This window comes from Streptomyces sp. NPDC002935 (genome assembly GCF_040611295.1).
GTDB lineage: Bacteria > Actinomycetota > Actinomycetes > Streptomycetales > Streptomycetaceae > Streptomyces.
This window is the reverse complement of record NZ_JBEXNW010000003.1, coordinates 168015-182703: the sequence shown is the minus strand read 5'-3', so window position 1 is coordinate 182703 and position 14689 is coordinate 168015. Positions and strand designations below refer to the sequence as shown.

9 protein-coding genes and 1 pseudogene are annotated in these 14689 nt (G+C 71.6%); 6 read left to right on the top strand and 4 right to left on the bottom strand.

The genetic code is table 11. The features are described 5' to 3' along the window. Positions 1–211: 211 nt before the first annotated feature. The 5 genes from ABZX90_RS04860 (at position 212) to ABZX90_RS04840 (ending at position 6480) form a co-directional block, all read left to right on the top strand. On the top strand, positions 212–730 hold the full coding sequence (locus ABZX90_RS04860; protein ID WP_355201519.1) for a hypothetical protein: 519 nt from the start codon (positions 212–214) through the stop codon (positions 728–730). Positions 731–792: 62 nt separating this feature from the next. Next, positions 793–2607, top strand: a complete 1815-nt coding sequence (locus ABZX90_RS04855) for a DUF4012 domain-containing protein (protein ID WP_355201517.1) — start codon at positions 793–795, stop codon at positions 2605–2607. Beyond that, positions 2600–3430 (top strand): glutaminyl-peptide cyclotransferase, encoded by an 831-nt coding sequence (locus ABZX90_RS04850; protein ID WP_355201515.1) that lies wholly within the window; start codon positions 2600–2602, stop codon positions 3428–3430. The genes ABZX90_RS04855 and ABZX90_RS04850 overlap by 8 nt, the downstream gene beginning before the upstream one ends. Positions 3431–3649: 219 nt before the next feature. Then, positions 3650–5119, top strand: coding sequence for a sugar transferase (locus tag ABZX90_RS04845; protein WP_351125534.1), 1470 nt, complete (start codon positions 3650–3652; stop codon positions 5117–5119). A 95-nt stretch (positions 5120–5214) separates the two neighbouring features. Continuing rightward, positions 5215–6480 (top strand): hypothetical protein, encoded by a 1266-nt coding sequence (locus ABZX90_RS04840; RefSeq protein WP_355201513.1) that lies wholly within the window; start codon positions 5215–5217, stop codon positions 6478–6480. Here ABZX90_RS04840 and asnB read toward each other — a convergent pair. Both asnB and ABZX90_RS04830 read right to left on the bottom strand, forming a co-directional pair. After that, positions 6456–8363 (bottom strand): asparagine synthase (glutamine-hydrolyzing), encoded by a 1908-nt coding sequence (gene asnB / locus ABZX90_RS04835; RefSeq protein WP_355201511.1) that lies wholly within the window; start codon positions 8361–8363, stop codon positions 6456–6458. The two genes, ABZX90_RS04840 and asnB, sit on opposite strands and share 25 nt — an antisense overlap. Continuing rightward, positions 8363–10660 (bottom strand): bi-domain-containing oxidoreductase, encoded by a 2298-nt coding sequence (locus ABZX90_RS04830; RefSeq protein WP_355201509.1) that lies wholly within the window; start codon positions 10658–10660, stop codon positions 8363–8365. The genes asnB and ABZX90_RS04830 overlap by 1 nt, the downstream gene beginning before the upstream one ends. A gap of 262 nt (positions 10661–10922) precedes the next feature. Between ABZX90_RS04830 and wecB the strand changes: the two genes are divergently transcribed. Continuing rightward, positions 10923–12251 (top strand): UDP-N-acetylglucosamine 2-epimerase (non-hydrolyzing), encoded by a 1329-nt coding sequence (wecB, locus tag ABZX90_RS04825; RefSeq protein ID WP_351125546.1) that lies wholly within the window; start codon positions 10923–10925, stop codon positions 12249–12251. On the opposite strand, the pseudogene wecC reads toward wecB, so the two are convergent. Together wecC and ABZX90_RS04815 are read right to left on the bottom strand one after the other, a co-directional pair. Next, positions 12153–13331, bottom strand: a pseudogene (gene wecC, locus ABZX90_RS04820) (UDP-N-acetyl-D-mannosamine dehydrogenase); the annotation flags it as partial. The gene wecB and the pseudogene wecC sit on opposite strands and share 99 nt — an antisense overlap. A gap of 111 nt (positions 13332–13442) precedes the next feature. Next, positions 13443–14678, bottom strand: coding sequence for a hypothetical protein (locus tag ABZX90_RS04815; protein WP_351125549.1), 1236 nt, complete (start codon positions 14676–14678; stop codon positions 13443–13445). Positions 14679–14689 lie beyond the last annotated feature (11 nt).

Sequence of the window (14689 nt, the reverse complement as noted above, 5' to 3'; positions counted from 1 at the left end):
TTCAGATCTTGGTATCCGGATCTTGCTTTCGGCCGACGTTGCAGCCCGGCCCGGACTGAAGTCGAGGAGAGTGAAGAAGATGACATCGCCCAGATGGCGGGTGGCTCTGGCATCGGCAGCATCAGTTGCTGTGTTCGTTGCCGCACCGCTGGTGGGGGCGCAGGCCGCCCACGCACAGCCGCCTTCCCCAACGTGCCAGGCGTACCCGCCGGTGCCCCCGCAACTCACCCTGAGCCGCACCGTGGTGCCCGCCGGGGACACGCTGACATTCCGTGGCAGTTGCTTCGCCCCCTTCGAGCGGGTCGTGGCGGAACTGCACTCGCATGAGGTCGTCCTGGGCTGGTTCACGGCGAACGCGCAGGGAGTTGTCAGGGGCAGAGTGACCATCCCGCGGAAGACCGGTCCGGGGTACCACACCATCGAGCTGGAGGGCCGCAGGTCCAGGCTGGAGCTCTCCGCCCGTATCAAGGTGCTGCGCGCGAAGCACGAGCAGGGTCACAGCGGGCTCGGGCAATACGGCTGGTCCGACGGGTCGAACGGATCCGACCGTGCCGGCGGACAGGGTGGGCCCGGCTCGCACGACTCCGGCGGATGGGGGAGCTCCCATCATGACTCGGCCCTGGCTGCCACCGGCAGCGATCACGCCGTGGCCGTGGGTGGCATCGCGGCCGGGCTGGTCGCGGCGGGCGTGGCCGCGATGCGGGCCGTGCGCCGTCGCCGCAGTTCATGACGGAGCAAGACATCGGCACGGCGGAACCAAGGCGTCCCGGCCCCGGCCGAGACGCCTTCCGCATGCGCAGGCCCGGCCGGTCCCGCGAGGGGGCACCGGGCCGCCGTCGCGTGCTCAGGAACGCCCTGCTGGCCGCCGCGACGTTCCCGCTGGCCGGCGCCGTCTGGATCGGTGTCACCGGCCTGCTCGCCCGTTCGGAGCTGATCGCGGCCGGGCGGGACCTCGACACGCTGCGGCAGTCGGTGGCGGCCGTGCCCGGCGCCGCCTCCGGTGCAATGCCCGCGTCCGCCCGGGTGCGGGAGGTGCGTTCTGCCGCCGCCCACGCCGCTCGGGCGCATCGCCTCACCACCGGCCCGGCCTGGTACCCCGCAGCCGCGCTGCCCTTCCTCGGCGGCCCGGTCAGGACCGTGCGCGGGGCCGCGTACGCGGCCGACCGGCTGGCAGGCGATGTACTGTCGCCGTTGGTGCGAGCCCTGCCGTCACCCACCCCGGACAGCCGTGGTGACGGGATGTCCGAGGCCCTCATGACCTTGCGGAAGCATGCGCCGGAAGTCGTTCGCGCCGCCCGCGCCGCGGTCGAGGTGCAGGCTGACGTGCAGCGGCTGCCCCGGTCCACCTGGTTGCCGGCGGCCGACCGGGCAAGGGCCGGGCTCGCGCGGCAGGTCGACCGCCTCGGCCCGGCGATGACCGACGCCTCCGTGGCGGCCCGCGTCCTGCCGCCCATGCTCGGCGCGCGAGGGGAACGGCGCTATTTCCTCGCGTTCCAGAACATCGCCGAGGCGCGTGGTACCGGGGGCGTTCCGGGGGCTTTCGCCGTGCTGTCGGCCGACCGGGGTCACCTGTCCTTCGAGCGGTTCGGCAACAACACCGAGATGGCCACGGCGAAGACGGACCTCGACCTGGGAGCCGACTTCGCGGCCCACTACCAGGGCAGCGAGCCCACCCGCGTGTGGGCCAACTCCAACATGAGCCCCCACTTCCCCTACGCGGCCCGCATCTGGGCCGCGGCGTGGCGCGAACACACCGGCGAGCGCGTGGACGGCGTGTTCGCCGTCGACCCCACCACGTTGAGCCGTTTCCTGCGCGTCACCGGTCCGGCCCGCATGGCGGGCGGCACCGAGCTCACCGCCGACAACGTCGTGGACCTCACCGAACGGGCCAGCTACGCGATGTACGACGACGTCGCCCAGCGCAAGGCGTTCTTCGTCGAGGCGGCCCGCGCCGCCGCCGGACCCCTGATCGCCGCGACCGGCGACGTGCGTCGGCTGCCTGCCCTGCTCGTCGCCCTGAACGACGCCCAGCGGGACGGACGGCTGAAGGTGTGGAGCGCGCATGCGGCGGAGCAGCGTCTCATCGAGTCGCGCCCCTACTCGGGCACGCTCCCGGACACTCCCGGTCCCTTCGCGGGGCTGGTGGTGAACAACGCGGCCGGCTCCAAACTGGACTACTACCTCGACCGGAGCCTGGTGTGGGAAGCGAACGGCTGCTCCAGCGGCGACCGCCCGGTCACCGCAACCGTGACCCTGACCAACCGGGCCCCGGTCTCCGGGCTGCCTGGTTACGTCACGCTCCGGGAGGACTCCCCGCCCTACCGCACCCGGCCGGGTGACAACCGGCTCCGGGTGTCGTACTACGCGGGCGTCGGCGCCACCCTGACCGGCGCCACCCTGGACGGCCACCCGGCGGAGCTCGCGCCCGGCGTCGAACGCGGCCACTCCGTATTCACGCTGGACCTGGAGCTGCCCGCCCGCTCCAGCCGCACGCTGGTGCTGCACCTGCTGGAGCCGCACGCGGACCGCACCCCGGTCCTCCTGCGGCAGTCCCTGGTGACGCCACTGCGAGCCACATTGAAACCGGGCGTCTCCTGCCGTGTCTGAGCGCCTGCGCCGCACCGGGGCGGTGCTCCTGAGTGTGCTGCTGCTCCCGTCGTGCGCGACGGGAGAGCACGCCCCGGACGATCCGGCAGGTGCGGCCGCGGGCGCGCGGCGGGTCGCCTCGCACCGGATCGAGCGCCTGCGGGTCAAGGTGCTCAAGACCTTTCCGCACGACCCGCAAGCGTTCACCCAGGGACTCGAGATGGCCGGCGACACGCTCTACGAAGGCACCGGCATCTCCGGCCGGTCCTCGGTACGGGCGGGGCCTTTGGGCAAGAAACCCACGGTCCGCACGGCGCTCCCCGCGCCCTTGTTCGGCGAGGGCGTCACCGTGCTCGGCCGAACTCTGTGGCAGCTCACCTGGCGGAACCGGACCGCCATCGAGCGCGACGTCAAGACGCTCAAGGAACTGCGTCGCGTCCCGTACCAGGACGACGGCTGGGGCGTGTGCCTCGATCGAGCCCGGCACCGGCTGGTGACCAGCGACGGCTCGTCACGACTGACGTTCCGTGACCCCAGAACGCTCGCGAAGACGGGCGAGGTCGCCGTGACCGAAGGGGGCCGGCCGGTGACGGCGCTGAACGAGTTGGAGTGCGTCGGTGTCGCCGTGTATGCGAATGTGCTCTTCACCGACCGGATCGTGCGCATCGATCCCATCACCGGAGCGGTTAGCGCGAGCATCGACGCATCGGGCCTGCTGCGCGACGACGAACTCGTCCCAGGGTCCACGCTGAACGGTATCGCGGCGGTCCCCGGCACCCATCAGTTCCTGATCACCGGGAAGTTCTGGCCCAGAATGTTCCGTGTCGCGCTGGCGCCGGCCTGAGGGACGGGCGGCTCCGCACACCCTTTCGGCGCCCTCCTGGGGACCTCTCGCCTCCCGGCGCCCGGGTGTCCGCATATGCACGAGGCATAGAGCTCTGCTCATCGGGTGAGAGTTGCCCGCGGTCCAGCGTCGCGGCCCGCCGTTCAGTGAACAAGCGCTCACACTCAAGAAGTCCTTTTTGACATGGTTGGAGGGTGAATGCGGCTCTTCGGTGAGACGATGCCCCAGGTACCAGTGGCAAGACCTGCCCAGCCACAGGTCATCCGGAAGCAGCCGACCGGGCGCCGTACCGGCAAGCCCGTCTGGTACGCGCCGGCCGCCGTCATCGGCGACGTGACCGGCGCCGCGGTGCCGGTGTATCTGGCCTTCGCGCTGGCCGGCGGCACGCATGCCGTGGCCTACGCGACAGTGGCGGCCGCGGCATGGCTGGTCGTGCGCGCCGCGCGGGACCGCTACGGCGAGCGCCGTCTCGGTGAGGGCGACAACGTCGGCCCGGCGCTGCAGGACTGGCTGGTGCTGGTCGGACTCCTGGCGGTGGTGCGGGCGGCCACAGGCGAGGAGTCCCCGTTCCTCATTGCGCTGGCCGCCCTGGTGCCCTGTGCCCCGACGAGCGCCGTCGTACAGACGCTGATCCACCGTCATCTGGCCGCCCGACGCCGCGACGGCCGGACCGTCCGCCGGGCCCTGGTGATCGGGGAGGCGAACGCTGTAGACGGTCTGGTGAGCCACCTCGCGAAGCGGACGGACCACGAGTTCGCGGTCGTCGGGGTGTGCCCGATCGGGGACGAGGACCCGCACGGACTGGCCCCGGTCGCCACCCGTGTCGGCCGGCAGGCACCGCCACGCCCGTCGGCCGACTCCGCCCCGGTACTGGCGGCGGCCGGGCGGCTCAACGCGGATGTGGTCCTCGTCGTGCCGGGACCGTACATGAGCGGAACGCGCCTGCGGCGGCTGTCGTGGGCCCTGCACGGCGAGGAGTGCCCGCTCGTGGTCGTACCGGGTCTGGCCGAGGTGGCCGGGCGCCGGGTAGGCGTCCTCTCCGTGGCCGGGCTCACCATGCTGGCCGTGGCCCCGCCCCTGAGGCGGGGGCTTGCGACGCTGCTCAAGTCGGTGACAGACCGGCTGGGCGCGGTGCTGCTGATCGTGCTGTTCGCCCCGGTGTTCGTGGCGGTGGCCCTCGCCGTACGGATGGACTCCCGAGGCCCCGCCGTGCATCGGCAGACGCGCATCGGACGCGGCGGAAAACCGTTCACCATGGCCAAGTTCCGCACCATGGTCACCGACGCGGAGCGGCTGAGGCATCAGCTGACCGGGACCAACGAGCAGGACGGCCGAATGTTCAAGATCCGCCGGGATCCGCGGATCACCCGCGTCGGACGGGTGCTGCGCCGCTGTTCCCTGGACGAACTGCCCCAGCTGTTCAACGTGGTGCGGGGACACATGTCCCTGGTAGGTCCCCGGCCGCCGCTGCCCGACGAGGCCGCCGGTTACGACGAGGTGGAGCGGCGCCGGCTGGCCGTCAAGCCGGGGCTCACCGGCCTGTGGCAGGTCAGCGGCCGCTCCGACCTCTCCTGGGACGAGACGGTCGCTCTGGACCTCAGGTACGTGGACAACTGGTCCCCGTCGGGGGACCTCGAGGTGCTGTGCCGGACGGTGGGGGCCGTCGTGGCGGGCAGGGGCGCCTACTGAGCGGCTGCCTGCCACGCCACGGCGTCCGACAGCACCGACGACATCCACTGATGTCCACCGCGTCCACCAGCACCCGCGATCCTCCTGGAGGGCCCATGCCGCCCGGAACCCCCACCGGCCACTCACCCCGGAACCGCTTCGGACCGGACCACCACGCCCCGGCGGGCCGCCTCGGCTCGTCCCTGGAGGCCACGGACGTGCTCGTCCTGGCGGACCGGCTCTTCCGGTGGGCCGACGCCCGCGACTGGGCGGGCCCGGACCCGTACGACGGGCTGACCGGCCCGCTGGGACGGCTGGCCGTGCACCGTGTGCTTCGGCAGGTCGTCCTGCAGGCCGTCAAGCGCAGCCGGATCGACCTGCGTCCGGTCCTGGGCATTCACCCACTGCGCACCGCGACGGCCGCCGGCACCGCGGCCGGCGCCTGCGCCAGGCTCTCGGCCTCCCCCGTGTGGCGGGAGCGCGCCCTACGGCTGGGCCGCTCGGCTGCCGACGAGCAGCTGTCCGGGCGCTACGCTGGGCTGTGGCGCTACGAGTTCGACGTGCAGACCCGCTGGGCGTACTACCCCGCCTCCGTGCCGAACCTCGTGGCGACCACCTTCTGCGCGGACGGCTGTCTGGACACCGGGACGCTGGGCGACAAGGCGGTACGGTCCCTCGCTCACGGGCTCCTGGAACACCTGCACAACGGCGAGTTCTTCACCTACACACCGGCCAGTGACGTCCTCGTCCACAACGCCAACCTCATGGGTGCCGCGCTCGCCGCCCGCCTGGCCCGCACCGGGACGCTGCCCGGCGAACTGACGGACCGCCTGGTGGGTGCCGCCCGCGGCGCGGTCGAGGTGAGCCTGGACGGGCAGCGCCCCGACGGCTCGTGGCCCTACGGACGGGGCCCGCGGCTGGGCTGGGTGGACGGCTTCCACACGGGGTACGTGCTGCTGCGCCTCGAACAGGCGGGAACGCTGCTCGACGTTGACGTCCGGCGCCCCCTCGAACGGGGAGTGGACCACTACCTGCGGCACCTGTTCGAAGGCCCCCTGCCCCGCTACTTCGCGGACGGCGGGAGCAGACGGGACCCGAACAACGACGCGACAGCGGTACGGATGGCGGCATGGGCGGCCCACCACGGTTTCGTCCGGGCCGACTTCCCCAGGGCCGTGCTGGCGGCCGTCGTGGACCGCTACCCCGGTCTCGGCGTGGACACGCGGGCCGGCGGCTCCCTGAGGAACAGGTCCCTGTGGGAGTCGCCCCGGTGGAGCGCCGCTCCCCTCCTGGACGCGCTGACCGCCCTCCACGCCGTCCTGCCTGGCGGCCGGCACCACTCCGCCCCAGTCGCTGCTCAGCCGACGACGGCCGCCTCGTAACCCGACAGCACGTCCGCGCTCCGCCCCGCGCCTCCCGCCGCGTTGCGCTCCCACCACACGGCCGCGCAGAACAACCCGAACACGGCGAGCCCCCGGTCGCGCCGGCCCCGGACGTGTTCGGCGACGAGGCGGTCGGCGGTCCGCCGGTCGAAGACGTCATCGAACACAGGGGAGCGCCGTACCTCGGCCCACAGACGGGTACCGTGCTCGCGCAGCAGCGACCGCACCGGCGCCCCGAACCCCGTCTTGGGGCGCCTGGCGACGAACTCCGGCACACCGGACGCCACCGCCGCCGCGCGGAAGCGCGCCTTGCCGTCGCCGAGCCGCAGCTGCTCCTCCGCGACGGCGCCGAGGGCGGCGGCCACCACCGGCTCCCCCAGGAACGGCACCCGCAGCTCCACACTCGCCCGCATCGACGCGCGGTCGCCGTACAGCAGGTTCAGCCCCGGCAGGAACAGCCGCCGGTCGCATTCCGCCAGCGCCGCGAGGGGCGTCCCGCCCGCGTCCAGCACGCCGCCCGCCACCTCGCGATGCCGCTCGGTGACCGCCTCCAGCCCGACGAGCGGCGACAGCGCCGCCCACTCCCGCCCGGAGTAGTACGCCTGCGTCGCCCACGACCAGTCCCGGGGGCTGAGCTGGAGCAGCCGCCCGAACTTGTCCGCACGGCCCCGGTAGCGCCGGGGTCCGGGGACCAGGGTGGTGGCGCCGAGTGCGGGGCGCGCCCACGCGGGGAGCCGTTGCAGCAGCAGCACGGCCTGGTAGCGCTCGTAGCCGAGGAACAGCTCCTCGACCCCGAGCCCCGACAGCAGCACGGTCGCCTCGCCGCGTGCGGCGCGGGAGAGCTGCATGAGGGCGACGGCGGCCGGGTCCCCGAAGGGGAGCTCCATGGTGGTGACCAGCTCCGGGATCCGGCGCAGTACATCGACGTCCAGGTCTACCCACGTCAGCGGCAGGCCCAGCTGCCGGGCGACCCGGGCGGCGTACGGGGCGTCGTCCTCGAAGGGCTCCGAGGTGGTCGCCGAGGTGCGCGCTCTGGCGGCGAAGGCGGGTCCCTCGAAGCCCTGGCGGCTCATCTCCACGCCCAGCCAGGTGCTGTCCAGCCCTCCGCTCAGCAACAGCCCCACCGTCACGTCCGCCCGCACCTGCCGGGCGACCGACGCGCGGACCGCGGCACCGATGTCCTCGGCGGGCACCGCGGCACCGGCCTGCCACCAGGGTGACGCCGTGTCATAGCCGGGAGCGCGCCGGGACAGCACCGTCCCGGCCGGTACGGCACGAACGCGCTGCCAGCCGGTCCGCGGTGGCGGCGTCCACAGGAACATGGCGCCCTGCGCCACCGCGACCGGGTCGGCACCGCCGGTCAGCCCGGCGGCCCGCAGCGGTTCGATCTCACTGGCGAGCGCGACCGTGCAGCCCGCGGCGTTGACCGCCGCGTACAGCGGTTTGACACCCAGTCGGTCCCGCCCGTAGCGGAGCTCGCCGTCGGGCAGGAGGAGGACGAAGGCGAACATGCCGTCCACCTGGTCGAGCAGCCGCGGCGCGTCGGGCTGCAGCAGCAGTTCGTAGAGAACCTCGGTGTCGCCATCGGTCGTGAACGTCACATGCCGCTTCCGCAGCACCTCGCGCAAATACGCAGCGTTGTAGATCTCGCCGTTGTAGACCAGCACGCCCCGCTTCGGGGAGCCGAAGGGCTGGTCGCTCCTCGGATCGAGGTCCACGACGGCCAGGCGGCGAAAGTGCAGTGCCGCGTGCCAGTTGCCACCGCCGAGGTCCAGGTGTCCGCTCGCGTCGGGGCCGCGGTGCGCGAGCGCCGCGCACGGGTCCCCGTGCGACGGTTGCAGGTGGCGCTCGGCGTGGTTCAGCAGGACCACGAAGCCGCACATCAGAGTGCCGCCGTGGTCGATGGGGAACCACCGGCCGGGCAGGCAGCCCGCCTGCCCGGTTCCGGGACGGCGCCCGCGGCGCCGGGACCGGGCGGCGGACACCCCAGTGCCCTGGCCAGAGCCGGTGTGCGGGGGGCGGTCCCCACGACGCCATCCTCCGTGAGCGAGCGGGCCGCACGGCAGGCGACGAGGGAACTCCACAGCGCCGAGGCGAAGTCGGCGGCGGCAGCGGCCTCCTCGCCGAGGGGCTCGCCCCGGACGAGGCGGACGAGGGAGTGCATCTCGGCCTCGTGCCCCTTCGGCCCGCCTCGGTACTTCGTCGTGACCGCCCGGCCGTCCTTCCACACGGTGAGCGAGCGGAAGTCGTCGATCCTGGCCGCCACCCGGTCGGTGGCCACTTCCAGGAGTTCCTTGGGAGCGCCGGGCGGCGTCAGTCCTCCGTACACGATGGAGGCGGCCGACCCGTCGTCGTAGGTGATCTGGAGGGTGAGGCTCTGCGCGGCGGCCGGGTCCCGTGCATCCACGCCGACCGCCCGCACGCCGACCGGCCTGCCCGGGACCAGGAAGCCCGCGGTGTCGATGAAGTGGCACACCTCGCCGAGCAGCCGGCCACCCTGCCCAGGGTCGAAGTACCAATGGCCGGCCGGGAGCCGGCCCGCGAACACCCGGTGGACGACCTGGAGGGGCGCACCCGCGGGGAGCGCGGCGCGAAGGTCCCGCACCGAGGGGGCGAACCGCCGGTTGAACCCCGCCATCGCCGGGGCGCCGGAGATCAGCCACGCGTCCGCGACATCCTCCAGCTCCGTCTCCGTCAGGCCCAGCGGCTTCTCGCAGTACAGGGCGGCACCCCCGCGCAGCACCTGCGCCGCGTACCGGCCGTGGCTGTCATGGCGGCTGAGCACCATCACGCAGTCCGCGTCGCCCGAGGCGAGACCTGTGTCGACGCTCTCGGCGACGGTACGAAAACCCCACCGCCGGCCCTGGTGCGCTGCGGACAGCCCTCGTCCGCCGGCCACCCACGAGAACGCGACGCCGCGTTCCCGTGCCAGCTCGGGGAAGAGCGTCCTCGTGGCGAAGTTGCCCGCGCCGATCGCCGCGAGCCGCAAGGTGCCCCTGGGGGTGGTCCAGGTGCGGGACCCCGCCTCCGGGGCAGACCGGAGCGGGAGCTGAGCGGTTGCGGCGTAGCGCAGCAGCAGCGCGACGCTGCGTCCGGCGGTCGGCGGCTTCAGCGCCTCGTACGCGTCGGCCGCGTCCTCGACGGGGAAGACCCGCGGCTTGAGCCGGGCGAAGTCCACCGCGCCCGTCGCCAGGAGCCGCAGCACCTCGGCGAGGTTGCGCCGCTCCGTCCAGGGGACATAGCCCTCCGGGTACGGGTGGCCGTTCTCTTCGAAGCGGGCGTCGTACCGGCCGGGACCGTAGGACCGTGCATAACGGATCGTCAGTTCCTTGTGGTAATAGGACGACCGTGGCGGTGCGACGTTGACGTCACCGACGACCACCACGGTGGCGCGGTCACGGGCGAGGAGGCCGGCGAACTCGACGGGGTCGGAACTGGACGTGGCGGCGGTGATGAGCACCGCGTCCGCGTCGGCGCCTGCCCAGTGCCGGGAGACGGCGCCGGGCAGGCCGTCCGCCGCCCGCGGGAAGGCCACAAGACCCCCCGACTCGGCGAGCGCCACCATGGCGGGGTCGGGATCGATGCCCACCCCGTCGTATCCGTAGGCGCGCAGCAATTGGAGCGTGATCTGGCCGACCAGGCCTAGGCCGATGACGGCGATCCGTGAGCCCGGCACCACCTCGGCCTGATGGATGCCCTGAAGCGCGATTGCGCCGACCGTGGCGAAGGCGGCCCATTGGGTGTCAACTCCGTCCGGCACCGGGACGACAAGGTTGCGGGGCACGGCGACGATCTCCGCGTGCGACGCGTAGCGGGCCCCGGCGGCAGCCACCCGCATTCCGGTGCGGATGTCGTCGACCCCCTCACCCGTCCTCAGGACCGTGCCCGCGCAGGAGTACCCGAGCTGCACCGGACGGTCCAGGCGGTCCTGGACCGTCCGGTAGGTCTCGACGAGGCCCGTTCGCTTCACGCTGTCGAGGACCTGCGCCACCTGGTCCGGCCGGTGCCGCGCCTTGCCGAGCAGGCTCTGCGCGCCGGTCGAGACGGTGGCCCGTTCCGTACCTGCGCTGATGAGTGACCAGTCGTTGCGGATCACCACCACACCGGCGGCTGCTTCGGGGGCGGGAATATTTCCCACCGTGATGGCACCGGTGCGTGGGGACAGGAGGACTGTCTTCATTTCCCGCCTTTACGGGGAGGGGTCGCGGCCCAGCGCACTGTAGGGAGGGCAGATCCCCGACACATGCACTTCTCCCGCGGCACGGGCCAGACAGACGAACATCTCCATTCGGACGTATGAATATGCGTTCGGCATGATGGGCGTTGTCGCGGAAAACCGATTCCCTGGTGCAGGGCGAGCGCTTCTTTCGCTCCGGGAGCTACGGCCGCCGGTGGGTCCCGCCCCGGCAGTGGTCCGATGCCCGCTCGGAAGGAGAATTTGGGTGAAGCGACTGATGGTCGTCTACGGAACGAGACCGGAGGCCATCAAAATGGCCCCCGTCATCGAGGCACTCGACCGGTCTCCGATATTCCGGCCGACGGTGACGGTGACCGCCCAGCACCGCGGACTGCTCGACCAGGTCCACGCGTTGTTCGGCATCCGAGCCGACCACGATCTGGACATCCTCAGCGAGCGCCAGTCCCTCGCCGACATCACCGTGCGCGTCCTCGACGGCCTGTGTCCGCTGCTGCGGCACGAGCGCCCGGAGGCGGTGCTGGTCCAGGGGGACACCACGACCGCGTTCGCCGGGGCCCTCGCCGCCTTCTACAGCCAGGTCCCCGTGGTCCACCTGGAGGCGGGACTGCGCACCGGCGACCGGTACTCGCCCTTCCCCGAGGAGATCAACCGCCGGCTCGCGACCCAGCTGGCATCCCTGCATCTGGCGCCCACCCCTCACGCACGGGACAACCTGCTGCGGGACGGCGTCCCCGCGTCGTCCGTCGTGGTCACCGGGAACACGGTCATCGACGCCCTGCTCTGGGCGGTCGGACGCAAGGCGCACTACGGGGACCCGGCGCTGGCCGACCTCGACGACACTGCCCGCCGGGTCCTGCTGGTGACGGCCCATCGCCGGGAGTCGTGGGGCGGCGGAATGGAGTCCATCGGCAGGGCCCTCGCCGATCTGGCGCGTGCGGAGCCCGACCTCCTCATCGTGCTCCCGCTGCACCCCAATCCGGTCGTACGGGCGGCGATCCTGCCCCAGGTCGCCCACATCGGCAGCATCCGCCTGACGGAACCGCTGGCCTACGGGGCGTTCGCCCGGCTGATGAACCGTGCGCACATCATCCTGACCGACAGCGGAGGCATCCAGGAGGAGGGGCCGGGCCTCGGCAAGCCCGTGCTGGTCATACGGGACACCACGGAGCGTCCGGAGGCCCTCCGGGCCGGAACGAGCCGCCTGGTGGGAACCGGCCGTGAGCACATCGTGAAGCAGGTACGCCTGCTGCTGCACGACCGTGCGGCCTACGCGGCCATGGCGAAGGCGGTGAACCCGTACGGCGACGGGCGCGCCGCGGACCGTACCGTACGGGCGATCGGGCACTGGATGGGCCTGTGCGGGCGCCCTGCGGAGTTCGGCGACGCGCCGGACTCCGCAGGCGACTTGGCGTCAGCTCCAGATGCCGCGCGTGTCGAAGACGGCCTTGCCGCGCAGAGCGGTCCGTCTGACGCCGCGGAAGGCATCGTGGTCCACGAGCAGGACGACGACATCGGCGTCCCGCACCGCGGTCGTGACGTCGACGAGTTCGGCAACGCCCGTTTGCGCCAGTGAGTCCGGCAGTTCCCTGATGTGCGGCTCCGCGACCAGCAGCCGGCCGAGCTGACGCTGGGCCAGCTGCGTGACGATGTGCAGGGCAGGGCTCTCCCGGAGGTCGTCGATGTTCGCCTTGAAGGCCAGACCGAGGCAGGCGATCACCGGGTCCTTGTACCGGCCGGCCGTCCGTGCGACCTCGCCGAGCACGTAGTCGGGCCGCTCGTCGTTGACCTCGCGGGCGAGCCGGATGAGACGCGACTGCCGGGGCGCGGTGCCGACGATGAACCAGGGATCAATGGCGATGCAGTGCCCGCCGACACCCGGGCCCGGGCGCAGGATGTCAACCCGTGGGTGACGGTTGGCCAGGGCGATGACGTCGCCCGCGTCGATGCCGAGGTGGTCGCAGACCATGGACAGTTCGTTGGCGAAAGCGATGTTGACGTCCCGGAAGGCGTTCTCGCTGAGCTTGGCCATCTCCGCCGTCGTGGCGTCGGTGAGCAGGCACTCCCCCTTGGCGAACACCTCGTAGAGCGTGCGCGCCCGCTCGGCGCAGCCCTCGCCCACGCCTCCGACGACCCGGTCGTTGGTCACGATCTCGATCATCGTCCGGCCCGGCAGGACACGTTCCGGACAGTGGGCGACGAGCACGTCGGGCGCGTTGCCCACGTCGTGCGGGAAGGTCAGGTCGGGCCGGTGCTTGCCCAGCCACCGGGACAGCTCAACGGTGGTGCCGGGTGGCGAGGTCGACTCCAGGATCACGAGGTCACCGGCCTTGAGCACCTCGGCCACCGAGGCCGCGGCGCTGCGCACGTACGACAGGTCCGCGGTGCGGTCCTCCTGGAGCGGGGTGGGGACAGCGATGATGAAGGCGTCGGCGGGCTCGGGCGCGCCGGTCGCCCGCAGCCTGCCCATGGCCACAGCCCCGCTGACGGCCACCGCCAGATCCGGTTCGACAAAGGGGGCACGGCCGGCGTTGATGAGTTCGACGGTGGCGGGGTTGACGTCGACACCGACGACGTCGATGCCGTGGGCGGCGAGGGCGGCGGCGGTGGGGAGGCCGATGTAGCCGAGGCCGACGACGCAGACAGTGGAGAACACCTGCAGAACTTCCCTTCGACGTGGCGATTTCTTTGTCGCATGAGGGCGGTGCGCGCTGCGGACCGGACTCGGTCCCTTGCCTGGTCTGCCGGAATCTCACCGCCGGACGCCCTAAGCGGCCGGGATGGCCGACTTCCGGGGCAGCGGCGGGTTGGATTCGATGCCGGTCGTCGCACCGGGGTCGCCCTTCCTCCGCGAGAGTGCGACCCAGATCGTGAAAACGCCGTAGCCCGTGGTGCAGGCGAGTGCGGTGTGAACCGCGCTTGTGCCCCCGAGGAGAAGCACAGCGGCGAATTCGATGACTCCGGCGACCAGCGCGATCCCTGCCAGGCTCTTGCGCCTGGCGGGTTCTCTGAGCTCCACTCCCTGGATCAGACGGCCGACTGCGAGCACACCGGAGGCCGGCATGAGAACCAGAAGTGCGTAGCTCCCGGAGCGGTACTCGCTGCCGTAGACCAGCGGAAAGGCGAAGAAGGCCGCAGGGGTTACCAAGGCGATACCCGCCCCGAGCGCGAGAAAGATCTTCCTCAGGTGCACCGGGCTGTCGGGGCGTCCCCTGGCGACCAAGGGGAGCAGCGCCACCGGAACATAACCGATGACTTCCGACATGTTGGCGGCCACCGCATAGATACCCAGAGTGCTGCCGGCTCCCAGTAGGGACAGGGCGATCTGATCCGAACGCAGCATCGCGTATGTAGCGACGTTCAACAGGTGCAGATGCACGTTGGACCTGCGCCAGACGACGTGTGCGTCACGGAGTGGGTGGGCCGGGAACGAACAGGAGACAAAACGCTTCAGACAGGATCGCACGCAGCGGAAGGGGATGAGGAAAAGAGAATTCAGAACGGCCTGACAAAGGAACGAAAGGGCGGCCAGGTGCACAGCCGATGGACGATCGGCGAGCAGGAAGAACAGGCTTCCCGGGATCGTTCCTGCATTCGCCGCGGTTCGCGCCATGATCAGGGTCCTGAGTTTTCCACTGCTCAGGAGAAGGCCTGCGACCAGCCTGGCGACGAGCGCCGAGTAAATGGCGGCTGCACCACATGGAGCAAGGAACCACATGGGTCGCAGCCACGGAAAGAAAACGACTGAAGCGGCCGCCGCAAGAATTCCGAAGAAGACCGATGCGATCAGTGTCCAGCATAGATATCCCGAAATGAACCGGGTTTCATCAACCTCATCCTCCGTCAGGCCTCTTATGACACCGAGGCCTCCTCCCATTTCGAGGAGAGTGGCGGCCAGCGTCACGAAGACCAGAATCGAGGCGTATTCACCCCGCTCGCCGGGGGACAAAAGGTGTGCGACGAAGAAAGATCCCACAAACGCGGCCAGCGCCCCGCCGGCCACCCCGAGAAAGG